At 47.7% G+C, this 16,581-nt stretch carries 19 protein-coding genes; 8 read left to right on the top strand and 11 right to left on the bottom strand.

The window, feature by feature from the left end:
• Positions 1-107 precede the first annotated feature (107 nt).
• From NIT04_RS16265 to NIT04_RS16235, 7 genes are read right to left on the bottom strand one after another with little or no spacing between them, the layout of a single operon-like run.
• A complete protein-coding gene (locus NIT04_RS16265) occupies positions 108-494 on the bottom strand; it encodes a Na+/H+ antiporter subunit G (protein WP_252504571.1) in 387 nt (128 codons plus the stop codon).
• Positions 472-756 carry a Na(+)/H(+) antiporter subunit F1 gene (locus tag NIT04_RS16260; RefSeq protein ID WP_252504570.1) on the bottom strand — a complete coding sequence of 95 codons (285 nt, stop codon included), beginning with the start codon at positions 754-756 and terminating at the stop codon, positions 472-474. Before NIT04_RS16260 ends, NIT04_RS16265 begins: the two co-directional genes overlap by 23 nt.
• The gene (locus NIT04_RS16255) at positions 753-1,235 is read right to left on the bottom strand and encodes a Na+/H+ antiporter subunit E (RefSeq protein WP_252504569.1); all 483 of its coding nucleotides are present in this window, start codon (positions 1,233-1,235) and stop codon (positions 753-755) included. The genes NIT04_RS16260 and NIT04_RS16255 overlap by 4 nt, the downstream gene beginning before the upstream one ends.
• A 23-nt stretch (positions 1,236-1,258) precedes the next feature.
• On the bottom strand, positions 1,259-2,743 hold the full coding sequence (locus tag NIT04_RS16250) for a Na+/H+ antiporter subunit D (RefSeq protein WP_252504568.1): 1,485 nt from the start codon (positions 2,741-2,743) through the stop codon (positions 1,259-1,261).
• Positions 2,736-3,074: a Na(+)/H(+) antiporter subunit C gene (locus NIT04_RS16245; protein WP_252504567.1), complete on the bottom strand. Its 339-nt coding sequence runs from the start codon at positions 3,072-3,074 to the stop codon at positions 2,736-2,738. Before NIT04_RS16245 ends, NIT04_RS16250 begins: the two co-directional genes overlap by 8 nt.
• Before the next feature lie 3 nt (positions 3,075-3,077).
• On the bottom strand, positions 3,078-3,500 hold the full coding sequence (locus NIT04_RS16240; RefSeq protein WP_252504566.1) for a Na(+)/H(+) antiporter subunit B: 423 nt from the start codon (positions 3,498-3,500) through the stop codon (positions 3,078-3,080).
• Complete coding sequence (locus tag NIT04_RS16235; protein WP_252504565.1) at positions 3,487-5,895, bottom strand: Na+/H+ antiporter subunit A; 2,409 nt, start codon at positions 5,893-5,895, stop codon at positions 3,487-3,489. The genes NIT04_RS16240 and NIT04_RS16235 overlap by 14 nt, the downstream gene beginning before the upstream one ends.
• Positions 5,896-6,180: 285 nt before the next feature.
• Between NIT04_RS16235 and NIT04_RS16230 the strand changes: the two genes are divergently transcribed.
• Positions 6,181-6,855 carry a histidine kinase gene (locus NIT04_RS16230; protein ID WP_252504564.1) on the top strand — a complete coding sequence of 225 codons (675 nt, stop codon included), beginning with the start codon at positions 6,181-6,183 and terminating at the stop codon, positions 6,853-6,855.
• A 191-nt stretch (positions 6,856-7,046) separates the two neighbouring features.
• Here the strand turns inward: NIT04_RS16230 and murB are convergent, their stop codons facing one another.
• Positions 7,047-7,958, bottom strand: a complete 912-nt coding sequence (gene murB / locus NIT04_RS16225) for a UDP-N-acetylmuramate dehydrogenase (RefSeq protein ID WP_252504563.1) — start codon at positions 7,956-7,958, stop codon at positions 7,047-7,049.
• A 307-nt stretch (positions 7,959-8,265) separates the two neighbouring features.
• On the opposite strand from murB, the gene NIT04_RS16220 reads away from it, so the two are divergent.
• On the top strand, positions 8,266-8,793 hold the full coding sequence (locus tag NIT04_RS16220; protein WP_252504562.1) for a YceI family protein: 528 nt from the start codon (positions 8,266-8,268) through the stop codon (positions 8,791-8,793).
• Here NIT04_RS16220 and NIT04_RS16215 read toward each other — a convergent pair.
• Both NIT04_RS16215 and NIT04_RS16210 read right to left on the bottom strand, forming a co-directional pair.
• A complete protein-coding gene (locus NIT04_RS16215; RefSeq protein ID WP_252504561.1) occupies positions 8,787-9,167 on the bottom strand; it encodes a hypothetical protein in 381 nt (126 codons plus the stop codon). The genes NIT04_RS16220 and NIT04_RS16215 overlap by 7 nt on opposite strands.
• Positions 9,168-9,207: 40 nt before the next feature.
• A complete protein-coding gene (locus NIT04_RS16210; RefSeq protein ID WP_252504559.1) occupies positions 9,208-10,251 on the bottom strand; it encodes a P1 family peptidase in 1,044 nt (347 codons plus the stop codon).
• A 178-nt stretch (positions 10,252-10,429) separates the two neighbouring features.
• On the opposite strand from NIT04_RS16210, the gene NIT04_RS16205 reads away from it, so the two are divergent.
• The 3 genes from NIT04_RS16205 to NIT04_RS16195 are packed head-to-tail and all read left to right on the top strand — an operon-like array spanning position 10,430 to position 14,025.
• Positions 10,430-10,801, top strand: coding sequence for a metalloregulator ArsR/SmtB family transcription factor (locus NIT04_RS16205; protein ID WP_252504558.1), 372 nt, complete (start codon positions 10,430-10,432; stop codon positions 10,799-10,801).
• Entirely contained in the window at positions 10,782-12,890 is a 2,109-nt protein-coding gene (locus NIT04_RS16200) for a heavy metal translocating P-type ATPase (RefSeq protein WP_371922561.1), read from the top strand. The genes NIT04_RS16205 and NIT04_RS16200 overlap by 20 nt, the downstream gene beginning before the upstream one ends.
• A 28-nt stretch (positions 12,891-12,918) precedes the next feature.
• The gene (locus NIT04_RS16195; protein ID WP_252504556.1) at positions 12,919-14,025 is read left to right on the top strand and encodes a GNAT family N-acetyltransferase; all 1,107 of its coding nucleotides are present in this window, start codon (positions 12,919-12,921) and stop codon (positions 14,023-14,025) included.
• Positions 14,026-14,055: 30 nt separating this feature from the next.
• Here NIT04_RS16195 and NIT04_RS16190 read toward each other — a convergent pair whose 3' ends face one another.
• Positions 14,056-14,211: a lmo0937 family membrane protein gene (locus NIT04_RS16190; protein ID WP_252504555.1), complete on the bottom strand. Its 156-nt coding sequence runs from the start codon at positions 14,209-14,211 to the stop codon at positions 14,056-14,058.
• Between the two features lie 120 nt (positions 14,212-14,331).
• Here NIT04_RS16190 and mntR point away from each other — a divergent pair, with 120 nt between their 5' ends.
• From mntR to NIT04_RS16175, 3 genes are read left to right on the top strand one after another with little or no spacing between them, the layout of a single operon-like run.
• On the top strand, positions 14,332-14,742 hold the full coding sequence (mntR, locus tag NIT04_RS16185; RefSeq protein WP_252504554.1) for a transcriptional regulator MntR: 411 nt from the start codon (positions 14,332-14,334) through the stop codon (positions 14,740-14,742).
• Between the two features lie 19 nt (positions 14,743-14,761).
• Entirely contained in the window at positions 14,762-15,622 is an 861-nt protein-coding gene (locus tag NIT04_RS16180) for a S1 RNA-binding domain-containing protein (protein WP_252504553.1), read from the top strand.
• Between the two features lie 58 nt (positions 15,623-15,680).
• Positions 15,681-16,568, top strand: coding sequence for a DUF1002 domain-containing protein (locus NIT04_RS16175; protein WP_252504552.1), 888 nt, complete (start codon positions 15,681-15,683; stop codon positions 16,566-16,568).
• Positions 16,569-16,581: the final 13 nt, after the last annotated feature.

Below are 16,581 nucleotides of genomic sequence, written 5' to 3'. Positions count from 1 at the left end.
GCACATCTTTGCACTAGCCGTCACGAAGAACGGCTTTTGCGAGCACAAGCAAAGCGTTGCGAGCACTAAAAATCAACAGTGTTGCACAGCTATAAAAAAATGACGGTCTAGCTTTTTTCGCTAGAACCGTCATTTTCATTCTCATCCGAATATAACACTTCATATAACTCATCTTCCGTAGAAATATCCGCCAGTTTCACTTTCGATCGATACGCCGCCCGGACGAGCAAATGACCTGCCACCGGAGCGGTAAGAAAGACGAAAACGATACCGAGGAGCACCCGCACACTCACAAATTGCTCACGGAACAAGAAATATAGAAAAGTGCCCGAAAGCGTCAGCAGCACTGCCAAAGTCGAGCTCTTCGTTGCAGCGTGCGACCTTGTATAGATATCCGGCAAACGGATAAGCCCGAAGGCACTAATGACGCTTGCAATCCCGCCTGTCAAAATAAGCAATGCCCCTATGAATTCACCGATCTCGTTTACGCTCAACGATGACACCCCTTTCAATCGATTTCGAAAAGGCGATCGTTCCGATGAATGAAAGAATCCCTAAAATCAAAATGACTTCCAAAAATGCTTTTGTTTTCATCATGATGGAAACTACGGCAATCATCGCAATCAAATTGACCCCGATCATATCAAGTGCAATGACACGGTCCGGCATGGATGGGCCGAGGATGATCCGGATGACAGCGATGGAGATCGTGATGGAAAAGAGGACAAGCGATATCGTAATCATCGTTTCAATCATCGTGTCACCTCCATAATCGCTTTCTCAAAGTTCTTCAGTTGTTTAATCAAACCGGCCCGCGACTGCTCGACGTCCATCGCATGGATATAAAGCGTATTCCCTTCAGGGGATACTTCCATGACGACGGATCCAGGAGTCAACGTGAGAAGAAGGGACAGCATCGTCACTTCCACGTCACTTTGCAAAACGGTTTTATATTTAAAGATGCCTGGTTTGATATTCAATTTCGGACTTAATATCTGCTGCAACACGACAATGCTCGACTGTGTCAATTCCGAAATGAAAATGAAAAGCAATTTAATCGAATAAAATAACCGGCGCAAATAAAATTGGGTGCCGAAAAAGCGATGCATGAAAAAGATGATTCCTATTCCGACAAGAAAACCGGCGAAGAAAGTCGTGAATTTCAATTCATCTTCATCCATCAACGTCATCCATAAAAACGCGATGAACAGATTCAGTAATAACTGGGCTGGCATCTATCTCCACCTCAACTTTCCGCTTAACGATTTCCTTGTAAAACAGCTTCTATATAGATTTCTGGGTTCATAAGCGTCCGTGCAGCATCACTCACATATGGAGCAATCCCTTCGACGCCGATCCCGATTGCAACCGTCATGATTGCAAATAGAATACATGGCACGAGCATCCCTTTCTTCAATGGAACATCGTCGTCCTCGCTAATGATCGTCTCGCCCCAAAAGCAATTCAGGAAGATGCGAAGCAGCGAGTACAAGACGAATATGCCGGATAAAAAGGCCGCCGTCAAAAGGATGAATGAGCCAGCTTCGATCGCTCCCTGACCTATGTACACCTTGCCGATGAACCCGCTTAACGGAGGAATTCCAGCGAGTGACAGCATCGTGATGAAAAATAGCCAACCGAGCGTCGGATAGTTCCGAATCAATCCGCTCATCTCTTCGATCTTGGTTTTTCCCGTCAGATAAATCATCGTCCCTGCAATGAGGAATAGCAATGCTTTGATGACCATGTCGTGAATCAAATAATAGATGGCCCCTTGGAATGCAGCTTCTGTTGAAATCGCAAGTCCTGCCAATATGAAACCGACCGCAATCACCACATTGTACGAAACGATTTTGCGTATATCGTTATACGCAATAGCACCGACACTTCCGCCAATCATCGTAAGAATCGCCATCACACCTATCGCAGTATGTGTAATGACCGTTTCATGATAAAAAATAAGCGTGAAGACACGGAACATCGCGTAAATCCCCACCTTCGTGAGCAGTGCTCCGAACAGTGCTGCTATAACGGTCGGTGGTGCGCTGTACGATCCAGGAAGCCAGAAATAAAGAAGCAACCCCGCCTTCAAGCTGAAGACGATTAAAAAGAGAAGGCTGATCACTGTCAGCAACGGACCTTGTCCGACTTCTGCGATCCTCACTGATAAATGAGCCATATTCAACGTTCCGACCGTTCCGTAAATATACGCAATCCCCATTAAGAAGAACCATGAGGAAAGGACATTGATCGTTACATATTTAATCGATTCAATCAGTTGAATCTTTCTGCCTCCCATCGTAATGAGCACGTAAGAGGAGAGAAGCATCACTTCAAAACAAACGAATAAGTTAAACAGGTCTCCTGTCAGGAATGAGCCGTTAACGCCTGCAACGAGGAAGAAGACGAACGGATAAAAGAACATATTCTCATGCTGTCGCCCGATTGACGAAAAAGCGTATAGGAGTAGAATTCCTGTAACGATCGAAGTCGTCGCAACGAGAAGCATGGAGAATGAATCGGCAACGAATAAAATTCCGTAGGGCGGCAGCCAGCCTCCAAAATCGAGCCTCAAAATCCCGTCCTGCTGGATCCGATCTAATATGACGAGACTGACGACGACTGTCGCGATGCTCGACACGACGCTGAGGACTCGCTGTGTGTTTACATAAGGACGTAAAAATACGAGGATGATTCCAGTCAGTAAAGGAATGATCATTGGCATAACTAGTATATTATTCATCTTCAAACCCTCTCAATGCTTGGAGGTTGTCAGTTCCCGTCTTCTTGTACGTGCGATAGGCAAGCACGAGCAGAAATGCGGTGACGGCGAAGCTGATGACGATCGCTGTAAGAATCAGCGCCTGTGGCAATGCGTCCGTATAGCTTTCCGCATTCTCGCCGAGCAAAGGGGCACTGCCTTTCTTCAAGCCTCCCATAGTCATCAATAACAGATGCGCTGCGTGGGACAGGACCGCAGTCCCTAAAATCACGCGAATCAAGTTGCGGGATAGCAGCAAATAGACAGCGATTGTCACAAGAAAGCCGACAAGTATCGTTATTAATGTTTCCATCTGCTACACATCCTCACTAATAGTTGAAATAATTGTCACGACAACACCGACAACCGTCAACGCAACCCCCGCTTCGAAAACGATGACTGTCGACAGTTCGGTTTCGCCGAAAACAGGCAAAGTGAAATGTCCGAAAGCCTGTGTAAGGAACTCGTTGCCGAACAGGACGGAGCCTATGCCCGTACCGACGGCTAGCAGTGCTCCTAGTGCCGCCACTTTCTTAAAATCAAACGGAATGCCTTTATGCACCGTTTCAATATCATGAACTAAATAAAGTAGAACGAATGCGGAGGAGAGGACAAGACCGCCGATAAAACCGCCACCGGGATTGTTATGGCCCGACAGAAACAGCTCCACGCCGAACGTCAAGATGATGAATACGACGATTTTCGTCACTGTTTGCAAAATGACATCATTGATCTTCAAAATCCTGTTCCTCCTTTCGTGATTTCAATTTAATAAGTGTGAACACACCGATTCCCGCAATAAAAAGCACAACGACTTCAAGCATTGTATCGAATGCACGGAAATCTCCTAATATCGTATTGACAATATTTTTACCCCCGGCAAGGCGGTATGCATCTTCAAAGTAAACCGAAATGGATTCAAACATTTTATTCCCTTGCACTGTGAGGGCGAGAACTGTCACGATGGTCCCGACCGAGACGGCAATCAGTCCATTCAACGCTTTCGTCCCCCGTGCTGAACGCTCCTTCTTCCAATCCGGCAAGAAATAGAAGCAAAGCAGGAACAGGGCCGTTGTCACCGTCTCAACAACGGCTTGGGTCAAAGCCAAATCCGGAGCGCGGAAGATAACGAAGAAAAAAGCGATTGAATAGCCGAGAACGCCATTTAAAATGATCGCCGTCATCCGGGATTTTGCGAATAGCATTGAAATTCCAGCGCCAGCCATTGCAAGTACGATCAAATACTCATTTGTCGTAATCGGTCCGTCATTCGAAAAGTCGAATGAATAGGCTCCCGTATACAATATCGCTCCTCCAACAGCCACGATAAAGAACGAGAAGATATAGACGAGATAGTCCTTCAAATACCCTTTCATATAAAGGCGGGTAAAGAAATGAGATCCTTTTTCAAGCAATATGAGAGTGGCATTGAATGCTGCATCCAAATTCCAATTCAAAGGAGCGATTGTATAAATGCCCCTCCAATAATGAAAGAGTTTGTATAGAATGATTCCAAGAACAACAACACCTATCGTCATCCACAATGCTGGATTGAAGCCATGCCAGGCAGCGATATGCGGCGTCAGTCCTTTAACGCCTTCCAATGAAGGGTAGACTGCAGCCATAGCTGGACGCAGCAAATAGTTTCCGATGATATTCGGGAAAAAGAAGATCCCAACGACGAGTATTGCCAGAATGGAAGGGGCGATGAGCATTCCGAAAGGAGCTTCCCTTGAAGGCTTCTCGATTCGATCCGGTTGGAATTCCCCGAAGAACGTTTGGAATACGATGATCATGCTGTAAACGAAAGTGAGGACGCTCGCCAGCCACGCGACAACGAGGAACAGTGTCCCCATGGTGCTCACTTCAAAAAGATCAAGATTGCGTGCATTCACTAATGACTCAAAAAACATTTCCTTGCTTAGGAACCCATTAAAAGGAGGCAATCCGGCCATAGAAAAGCTGCCGATCAAAGCGATGCTGAAAGTGACCGGCATGAAAGCCATAAGTCCGCCCAATCTGCGGACATCCCGTGTCCCGAGTTCATGGTCAACTATGCCGACAACCATGAAAAGGGCCCCTTTAAAGGTGGAGTGGTTAATGAGATGGAATAATGCCGCAAAAGCGGCTTGCGTATAGATGATCGTATTAGCGCTAAGCCCCTCATTGAGTGCGGCCGATCCGAGACCGAAGAGGCTCATGACCAATCCGAGCTGACTGATTGTCGAATAAGCGAGCAATGCCTTCAAGTCGGTCTGTTTCACTGCGTTAAACGATCCCCAGAACAAAGTGAAAATCCCGACACTGCTTACGACATAGAACCAAATCATCTCACTGCCGAATATCGGAGTGAAACGTGCAACCAAATAGATGCCCGCCTTAACCATCGTCGCGGAGTGCAAATAAGCACTGACCGGTGTAGGTGCTTCCATCGCATCCGGCAACCAAATATGAAACGGAAATTGTGCAGATTTCGTAAATGCACCTACGAGTACGAGCAACATGGCAGATAAGAAAAGAGGCTCGTCCGTATATTGCCCAATCGTGACCACTATCTCACGTACACTATACGAGCCTGTCATAGTATGTAGCATGATGAAGCCGGCAAGCATCGCAATTCCGCCCGATACTGTAATGAGCATGGACTTTTGCGCACCGTACCTCGATTTCTTCCGGTGATACCAGAAGGCGATCAACAGGAAGGAAGAAATGCTCGTCAATTCCCAAAAGACGTACAGCACCATCAGATTGTCTGAAAAAACGACTCCGAGCATGGCGCCCATGAACAGTAAAAGGTAAACGTAGAAGCGCCCCAATGACTCCCGTTCTGATAAATAATAGATGGAATACAGGATGACCAAACTGCCGACACCTGTAATGAGAAGGCCGAATATTAAACTGAGGCCATCAAGATAAGTTGTAAAATGGATTCCAGCAGAATCAATCCACCGGAAAGTATGTGTATACGTTCCACCTTTCGCAATAGAAGGGATGAAGCTTGCGAGCGTTGCAAATAACATGAACGGAACAAGCAAGACAAACCAGCCGATTTTCCGGCTTTGTATCCTTTTATATAGTAAGGGAACGAAGATGGCTGCTAAAAAGGGGATGAAAATAGATAATGTAATCGTCAAACAGCTAACCTCCTGTAAAAAGGGATTTCAACTTCTTATGTAAATTTTTTCATAATTGACGGGGATGGGCTTGACTCGCGACAGAACTGGGGACATAATAGGTAGCTACAGATACCATTGGAAAAGTTCATAAATAGAATTATACACTAAACGGATTTCCATCGCACTTTGAGACATTTACATCTTGTCAGCCAATCTTCTTTTATGTATAATATTGTGGTTTTCAATTGTAAATATAAGTTGCGTACCAGTGAACGAAAATAATTGTAAGAGGTGACTACGGTCATGGGCAAAGTAAAAGGTCGTATGGACGAAAGCATACTTGTTTGTGTCTACTACGGTCCAAATGGCGAACGTCTCATTAGACGTGGACATAAAATGGCATCCATCATCGATTGTCCACTATATATACTAACGATCGACCCATTGCCATACGATGAATTTGACGCTGAAAAATCCGAGTATATCGAGAGATGGCAAGAGCTTGCCAAAGAGCTCGATGTAGAAGATTTCATCATTATGGATAATGAAAAACGGCCGGTTGCAAAGGTGATCAAAGAAGTAGCTCACAAACACAATATTACGCAGATCATTATTGGTCAAACTGCCCAAAGCAGATGGGAAGAGATCACAAAAGGTTCGTTCATGAACGTGTTGTTGCGCGAAATAACATTTGTTGATTTCCATGTCGTTTCCGTTGATCGGGCTATTAAAGATGAAATAGAAGGCATGTTCGAAAAAGGTGTACGGGCTTATTTAGTCGAAGAAGGGGACGGCTTTCGAATTAGCTTCACCCTTTCAAAAGAGGCACGTTTCGAAGGCATTTTCTTTAAGGAAATCGGAACGGATTTCAATAACGGGATTTTCAAATTCATGAACAATCATAAAATGTGTCAAGTGCAGATTACGGACGACAGAGTGACCGAAGCGACAGAATTCATCTGCAGAACGGATCAATAATAGATTAAACTTAAATACAAGCGGATGGCCGGTTTATGGTCATCCGCTTTTTGTTTATAGTTAGCTTATCGTCTAGACTCCGGGCGCCAGAGGCTCGGGGTCATAAGTCAAAGCTACTGCGTGGCAAAGACCGCCACTTCGTATCTTCGCCTTATGCCTGTCGCCTCTAGGCAGGCGCCCTCCGCTTTTGGTTATTCTTCTCCTACAATCTTCACTTCAAGCTCCAAGTCGACGTCGAATCGCTTCTTCACTTCCGCCTTCACCATATTGATTGTATCAATATAATCGGATGCGGTCGCTCCGTTTTTATTAATGATGAAACCTGCATGCTTCGTTGATACTTCCGCGCCACCATGGCCTTTTCCTTGCAGGCCGCAATCTTGGATCAATTTCCCTGCAAAATAGCCCGGTGGCCGTTTAAATACGCTACCTGCGGAAGGATATTCGAGCGGCTGCTTGGATTCACGCTGGAACGTCAAGTCCGCCACTTTCGCATCGATTGCTTCCTTGTCTCCCTCCGCCAATTCGAAATCAGCGGATAAGACATAATATCCTTCGGATGCAATGATGCTTTTCCGATAGCCAAGCTCCAATTCGTCCTTCGATAGAACGAGGCGTTCACCCGATCTTGTCAATACTGTGCACTGCACAATAATATCTTTGATTTCCCCGCCGTAGGCACCCGCATTCATAGCCATCGCGCCGCCGATGGAGCCGGGGATTCCGCATGCGAATTCGAGGCCCGTCAACGATTCCGCTGCAGCACGCCTTGAAACATCGATAATGAGCGCTCCCGCTTCCGCATGGACCTTGTTGCCATCGACCCGGATTTTATCCAATTTCGATAGATGGAGGACGATCCCGCGCACTCCGCCATCCCTCACGACCATATTCGATCCGTTGCCTAATAATAATAGCGGAATATCATTTTCATATGCATACCGCACTGTCGCTTCCGTTTCCTCGATTGTCCCAGGAATGACTAATATATCTGCTAATCCGCCAAGTTTTGTCATCGTATATTTGCTTAATGGTTCATCTAACCGTAGTATGCCTTCTTTAATAATTCCACGTAGTTCCTCTAACCACTGATGCTTAGACATCAACATCCAGTCCCTTCAATTCTATTGCGCTGAAAACCTTCTCTTCTTTATGAAGAAAATGAAGGCTTCACTTTTATAAGTATGCTGGCTATCCGCCGATTTGACAAGAAATAATAACCGAGGAATCTATAATAGAAATTTAAGGGATAATTATCTTGACTTCAAGACATAATCGGGTTATCATATTGAATATATCTTGGAATAGAGATATTTTTCGCATGGCGAGGATATCTCTCTATGAATCTGGGTATATGGAATAGGGCAGTAAAAAAGGGAATAACAAAAAATGGAGAGGGTGGATGTGGAAATGACGACATGGAAAGTGGACGCGTCACACACGAGTGTAGGTTTTTCAGTAAAGCATATGATGGTTTCGAAAGTTAAAGGAAGCTTTGCAGGAGTGGAAGGGACAATTGAGGGGAACCCTGAAGATTTGACAGGTGCGAAAATCAATTTCACGATCGATGCAAACTCCATTAATACAAATAGCGAGGACCGCGACAATCACCTTCGTTCTGGAGATTTCTTCGATACGGAACAATTCCCGCAACTTACATTCGTCTCGACGGACATCGTGAAAAAAGGCGATGATGAGTACGATGTGACAGGTGATTTGACAATCAGGGACGTAACGAAGAAAGTTACATTTGAAGCGGAATTTGAAGGTACAGGAACAAATCCATGGGGCGTGCAAGTCGCTGCATTCGAAGTGGAAGGGAAAATCTCCCGTAAAGAGTTCGGTCTTACATGGAACCAAGCACTTGAAGCTGGCGGCGTTCTTGTAGGCGACGACATTAAAATTTCAATCGACCTACAAGCAAACCCGGCTCAATAAATAATAGATAACGGCACGCATGAGAGAAAAAGCATGCGTGCCGTTTTTGTTTGCGGAGAATAGCAAGCGGAAGCGTCCAAAGTGAAGCCTCGCGCGTCCAAAGAGTGGCCGTCCACGTCCAAAGTGAAGCCCCGCGCGTCCAAAGAGTGGCCGTCCACGTCCAAAGTGAAGCCCCGCGCGTCCAAAGAGTGGCCGTCCGCGTCCAAAGTGAAGCCCCGCACGTCCAAAGAGTGGCCGTCCGCGTTCAAAGTGAAGCCCCGCACGTCCAAAGAGTGGCTGTCCGCGTCCAAAGTGAAGCCTCGCGCGTCCAAAGAGTGGCCGTCCGCGTCCAAAGAGCCGCCGTCCACGTCCAAAGTGAAGCCCCGCGCGTCCAAAGAGTCGCCATCCGCGCCAAAAAGCTATCCTATTCCAAGCTCAACCTTCAACAAACGGCCACCGTTCAACCGTCCGTCCATGTCTTCCTGTTGTCGTTTCCGCATGCAACAATGACTGATAAACCGCTTCCTCCGTCGCCTCGATGACCGCCTTGAAAAGGTCGTTCATCACCTTGGCATCGTCACGCAATAAAGTATAGCTCACCGTATCCCCGTCTTCGCTCGAATGCGGGATCGTATAAGCATTCGAGAAGGCGATGATAATGTCTCCGCTTCCGTTATGGATATGGGAGCCGGTACGTCCGAGGCCGATGGATGCACGTTTTGCGAGCCGCTTCAACTGCCGGCTATCCAACGGAGCATCCGTTGCGACGATGATCATGACGGAGCCGTCCGGTTTTTCGCTTTGCATTTCCTGTGACGGCTTCAACTTGTCCGTCGCAGTTTCCATCTGCATTTCATTCCGCGCCAGCCATTCATCAATCAAGCATTCTTCCGCACTGCCGAAATTCGTCAATGTCAGTACGCCGACTGTGAATGAATCCTCGCCATGGGGCACGATCCTTGAGGAAGAACCGATCCCACCTTTCCTGCCGAAGCAGATCATCCCTTTCCCGGCGCCGACATCGCCTTGCGTGAGCTCGCCGCCTCTTGCATTGCGAATCGCTTCCGTGGCGTGTTCCGGACGGACTTTCATCTCCCGCATCGCATTCAAATAACTGTCATTGCATTCGCCAACGACGATGTTCAATGAACTGGTGGAATCCCCGATTGCGGGGTTCTCCTCGAGCATATGCCGCATCGTCCCTTCCAGCACCGCCCCGACGCTGAATGTATTTGTAAGCATGATAGGGGACTCAATGACACCGAGTTCCTCCACTTGAATAAGCCCAGCCGATTTGCCAAAGCCGTTCAATACGAAACTAGCTGCCGGCACTTTCTGTTCGAAATTGTTTCCGCCATGGGGCAAGATGGCTGTCACCCCTGTGCAGGCGCTTTCAGGGCCGGGATCTTCCTTCAATGTTACGTGGCCGACTGCCACTCCTGGTACGTCCGTAATGGCATTCCATTTTCCTTTTTGCATGTTCACACCCCGTTTTTAAATTAACAATCGTCTTGACTAACTTCCATACGAGGGCAAATAACCCTTTATTTTGAGAATAAAAATTTCATTCAAATAAACGTTTGATTGTCCTTGCATTTAGGAAAGAGTAAACATATACTGTACTATAATCAAACGAACATTTGAATGAGGTGCCGATATGAAATTGAAAGATACATGTGAAGTGACGATTGTCCACGAGAATATAGTCGAGAAAGTTCAAAAGGGGCTGCCGGATGTCGGTGGCATGGTGCAAATATTCAAGGCGCTTGCTGACGAAACGAGATTGAAAATCGCTTATTCACTCACGTTGGAAGAGCAGATGTGCGTCTGCGATGTAGCGGCCGTCATCGGTTCATCGAATGCGACGGCTTCCCATCATCTGCGCTATTTGCGTGAACATAGCCTTGCGAAATCGGAACGTAAAGGAAAAATGGTCTATTACTCCCTTGCGGATGGGCATGTATATGATCTTGTAAAGATTGCCCACGATCACGCAGCTGAAAGGGAGGATGATCCGGATGGCCGCTAAGACAGAATATAGACTCGAAAATCTAACTTGCGCAAACTGTGCGATGAAATTTGAAAACAATGTGAAGAGCATCCCTTCCGTGACAGAAGCGACCGTCAACTTCGGCGCATCAAAGCTCTCTTTCACAGGTGAGGCGACGATGGAGGAGCTTCAGGCAGCAGGCGCCTTTGATGGGATTCAAGTTGTGCCATTGACGAAAAGGGACCCTGAGCCGAAAATCCCGTTTTTCCGGAGGAAGGAAAATATAATTACGATTCTATCCCTCGTCTTCGTCATTGCCGGAATGGTTTTCGCCTATCGGGACGTCGCGCATCCAGCTGTAGTGACGGGCCTGTTCGCAGTCGCCATCCTGATCGGCGGGACGGGCATGTTCATAACAGGCATCAAGAACCTCGCGAGGCTCGATTTTGACATGAAGACGTTGATGACGATTGCGATTATCGGAGCGGCAATTATCGGTGAATGGCAGGAAGCGGCGGTCGTCGTCTTTTTATTCGCAGTGAGTGAAGCGCTTGAAGCGTACTCCATGAATAAAGCACGGCAATCGATCCGCCAGCTCATGGATATCGCTCCAGCGTCCGCGCTTGTGAAACGGGATGGGGGCATCATGGAATTACCGACGGAAGACATACAAGTCGGCGACATCCTTCTCGTGAAACCGGGGCAGAAAATTGCAATGGACGGCATCGTCAAAAGCGGAAAATCCACTGTCAATCAGGCAGCGATCACGGGGGAATCAGTCCCGGTGCTGAAACAGGCGGATGACGAAGTGTTTGCAGGAACGTTGAATGAAGAAGGCGCACTCGAAGTGACCGTGACGAAACTCGTTGGTGACACGACAATCGCTAAAATCATCCATCTCGTTGAGGATGCCCAAGCGGAGAAAGCACCTTCTCAGAAATTCGTCGATCGGTTTGCAAAATATTACACACCAATCATTATCGGCATCGCGATTTTAGTCGCCATCGTCCCGCCTCTTTTCGGAGGGGACTGGCATACATGGATTTACCAAGGGCTCGCGGTACTCGTCGTCGGCTGTCCTTGCGCGCTCGTCGTGTCGACTCCTGTTGCCATCGTGACGGCGATCGGGAATGCCGCCCGCCAAGGCGTCCTCATTAAAGGCGGCGTCTACCTTGAGGAGATGGGCCGCATTCATGCTATCGCATTCGACAAGACGGGCACCTTGACAAAAGGATACCCCGAAGTGACGGATTTTATTGTGGAAGATGGGAAGAAACATACTATCCTGCAAGCGGTCGCTGCGGTCGAATCGATGTCCCAGCATCCGTTGGCACGTGCAATTGTCGACTATGCGGAAAAAGAAGGCGCAGGCTTGACGGAAATCCGGAACTTCCAGTCGGTCACCGGGAAAGGGGCTTACGGGGAAGTGGATGGCACCCTTGTCCATGTCGGGAGTATGAAGTGGGCATCCGAGCTGACAGAGCTGCCCATGGAAATGAACAAGCGCGCCGAAGAACTGCAACAGGCCGGAAAATCCGTCATGGCGGTCATCTTCAATCACACGTTCAAAGCGTTGATCGCAGTTACGGATCCATTGCGGGCAGAAAGTGCCGATGTCTTGCAACAATTAAAAGGGGTCGGCATCCGGCATACGGTCATGCTGACGGGGGACGACAAGCGGACAGCCGAAGCGATTGCGAAACTGGCCGGCGTGACGGACGTCCGTGCGGGACTCATGCCAGAAGACAAATTAACTGCCGTGAAAGGATTGATCGGTCAATATGGCCGGGTCGCGATGGTCGGTGACGGCATTAATGACGCGCCGGCGCTTGCCGCCTCCTCAATCGGAATCGCCATGGGCGGGGCAGGGACGGATGCCGCTCTCGAAACGGCGGATATTGCCTTGATGGCGGATGATCTCCGACAATTGCCGTATACGATGAAATTAAGCCGAAAAACGTTGCAGATTATTAAAGAAAATATTATGTTTGCAGTAGGCTTAAAAATTGTAGCGCTGCTGTTGATCATCCCAGGATGGTTGACATTATGGATTGCAATTTTTGCGGATATGGGTGCAACGTTGCTCGTCGTGTTGAATTCATTGAGATTGATACGAATCCATAAGTAGAGAACGCAGCCCGAACGGGGGGATTGGAATGAAATTACGGGAATGGACGATGGAGGAACAGGAACAGCTCATTCATTTTTTGACGACGAATACATGGCCGTTTCATGGGAATGCGCATCCGGAACGCGAACTGATTGAAAAGACGATTGAAGACGGCGGGTATGAATCGGATGAAGTGAAAACGTTTTGGGTGCAAAACGAGGAAGATGAAATCGTAGGAATTGTGAAGATCCATGATTTGCAGGATGAAATTCCGTTGTTCGATTTACGGATTGCGGATCGTTATAGAGGACTCGGGTACGGACCGAAAGCGCTTCGCCTCATTACGGAGTTCGTCTTTGGCATGCCTGAAGAGAAAATCCGGTTGGAAGGCCATACGCGTCAAGATAATTTGGCGATGCGGAAGACGTTTGAGCGTGCTGGGTTTGTAAAGGAAGCCCATTTGCGGAAAGCGTGGTTCTCACCGAAAGAGAATTCATATTATGACGCTGTCACATACGGGATGACACGGGAAGACTTCTTGGCGGGAACGACGACGCCTGTCATGTGGGAAGATGCAGGTATCGGAGAAAAACCGAAAAAACGCATTCCGAATTTCCCAACTGAATTTGAATCGGAGAGGCTCATTATTCGCATGCCTGAAGTGGAAGATGCTCTTGATGTGTGGAATGCGATCCGCAACTCGCTGCCTACCTTAAAGGACTGGATGCCCTTTGCACAAAAGGCACCTGAGCTGCATGCGACAGAAGATAATCTGCGCCAGGCAATTGCGGATTTCATTACACGGAAAGATTTGCGGCTTCATATGTTTTCGAAGGAAACTGGCGAGTTTGTCGGATCAACCGGACTTCACCGGATCGACTGGACAGTTCCGAAGTTCGAAATCGGGTATTGGCTGGACACGAAATTCGAAGGGCGAGGCCTTATGACCGAAGCGGTTGAGCGATTATCGCGTTTTTCATTCGAGGAGCTGAACGCCCGCAGAGTGGAAATAAGATGTGATGAGGAAAATGTGAAAAGCCGTTCTGTCGCTGAACGGGCAGGGTTTGAGCTGGAAGGGACGTTGAAATGCGATTCCCTTTCAGTGGATGGCAAGCATTTGCGAAATACGTGCATTTATGCAAAAGTAAAATAAGAAAGGGTGCCATCGATTGGCACCCTTTCTTTAAACTGATCGCCTGCCGGTTAACAACTGGATGACGAAAATGATTCCTGCAATGACTAACAGAAGGTGGATCAATCCGCCTCCAACCTTCATGACGAATCCAAGCAGCCAGAAGGCGATTAATGCTACGATAATAATCCAAAGTAGTTTACCCATTTTTTTCACTCCTTCGAAGTGGTATAGTGAATTTACCCGTAAGCTATAAATTGTAAACTGCTTTTCATGCATGATTTATCATTGAATGGGCAGGGAATGTACATACTGGAGGTGGAACGATTGGCAACACCAAGTATGGAGGATTATATTGAACAAATATATTTGCAGCTCGAGGCGAGAGGAGAAGCTCGCGTTTCTGATGTAGCAGAAGCACTTTCGGTATTGCCTTCATCTGTCACGAAAATGGCGCAGCGGCTTGACCGTGAAGGCTATGTCGTCTACGAGCGCTATAGAGGGCTTGAGCTGACAGACAAAGGATTGACATTCGGAAAGAAGCTCGTCAGAAGACATGATCTTCTCGAACAGTTTCTCCGGATCATCGGTGTCGAAGAGAAGAACATTTACAACGATGTTGAAGGGATCGAGCACCACTTAAGCTGGAATGCGATGGATCGGATAACGGATCTCGTGGAAGCAATGAAAGAGGACGAAGGGTTCGTGCAACGATTGAAGGAACGGCAAAGCTTCTAAATGGAAGAGGAGATATGAAATGACAGAACATAAACCGGGTTTTACCGCCCAGCTGACTGTAATTGGCCAGGAAGGATCTAGATGGGTGCTGGATGGCGGAGACGAGCAGGAGATTATGATCAATGCATCAGAATTCGAATCGCCGATCGAAGAGGGCGATGTCGTCGAAGTCTTCCTGTATATGAACAGGCGCGGCGAATTGACAGCGACGTCCAATATTCCGAAGATGACATGCGAGTCGTTCGGCTGGGGACGGGTCATTCGGATTGATGAAAAGGAAGGCGCATATGTGGACATCGGTTCGTCCTTCGAAGTGCTCGTGAATAAAGCGGACCTGCCGCGAGTGAAAGCACTATGGCCGAAGACGGATGATGAGTTGTTCATGACATTGCGCACCGATCTTGGCGGCAATATTTTCGGACGCCTCGCGACGGAGGAGAGAGTGCTGGAATTGATTGCAGATGCGCCAGAAACGGCTTTCAACAAAAACTTGAAAGCAAGGGCATATCGTCTATTGCCAGTGGGATCATTCTTCTTGAGCATTCCGGAAACGTACAGGATATTCGTCCACAATACGGAGCGGGAGCATGAGCCGCGCCTGGGTGAGGAAGTGGATATCCGGATCATCGACGTGCGCGATGATGGCACGCTGAACGGCTCTTTGCTCCCTAGGAAAGAGGAGCGCCTCGGCGATGATGCGGAAACTGTGTACCGCTACTTGACGGATGTAGGCGGCAAAATGCCGTTTTCAGACAAATCGACTCCCGATGAAATAAGCGAGATGTTCGGCATGAGCAAGGGTGCATTCAAACGGGCGCTCGGCAAGTTGATGAAGGAAGGGAAAGTTACACAAAGTGAAGGTTGGACAACCTTGAAATGAGAACAGGAACCTTTTTCAATGTACTTCGTACTACTTCTTAGTACAGGAGGGAAAGCTTATGAAGAAACTATTGGTGGTGGCGAGCGCGTTATTGCTCTTTGCCTGTAGCTTGCTGCCGACGAGCGCGAAAGCCGATACGGCCATTGATGAAAAACTGGGTGTGCCCATTGTTGTGCTAGGGGCGAACTTGACCGACGCGGAGAAAGAAAGCGTTAAAAAAAGCTTGAAAGTCGAAGAGAGTGCGGAAGTCGACGAAATTACGGTCGATGGAACTGATCTTGTGAAATATATTAAAGACGGCAACAGCCAGGCGAGAATGTATTCATCCGCCAAAATTACGAGGCAGGACGAAGGGAAAGGGCTCGTCATTAACATCGTCACGCCTGACAATATTACACAAGTGACGAACGAGATGTATGCGACAGCGATGATGACAGCTGGCATCGAGGACGCGATCGTAGAAGTGGCGGCGCCGAAGCCGGTGACGGGGCATTCTGCATTGGTAGGGATTTATAAGGCGTATGAAGTGTCCGGGGAAACGCTTGATACCGAGCGGACGGATGTTGCGAATGACGAGCTGAATTTGGCGACAAAGTTTGCGAAGGATTCCGGCATCGACCAGGACAAAGTGGCGGAGCTTCTGACGGAAATCAAGAAGGCGATCGCCGATAACAAGCCAGCGACGAAAGAAGAAGTCGAGACAATTGTCAATGAACAGTTGAAGAAGCTGAATATCGAGTTGAACGAGGCAGACCGTCAATTGCTCATTGACTTGATGGATCGGATCCGGAACTTGGACATCGATTTCAATAAACTGTCCGAGCAATTATCCGATATGGCGACAACGATAAAAGAGAAGTTCGGTGAAATCGACCCGGGTTTTTGGGATAAAGTGAAACAGTTCTTTGCAGATCTTTTTGAATCGATCCAGTCATGGTTCAAGTGATACAAACGTGCAA

Source organism: Sporosarcina sp. Marseille-Q4943 (assembly GCF_943736995.1).
Lineage (GTDB): Bacteria > Bacillota > Bacilli > Bacillales_A > Planococcaceae > Sporosarcina.
This window is presented reverse-complemented; position numbering and strand designations above follow the sequence as displayed.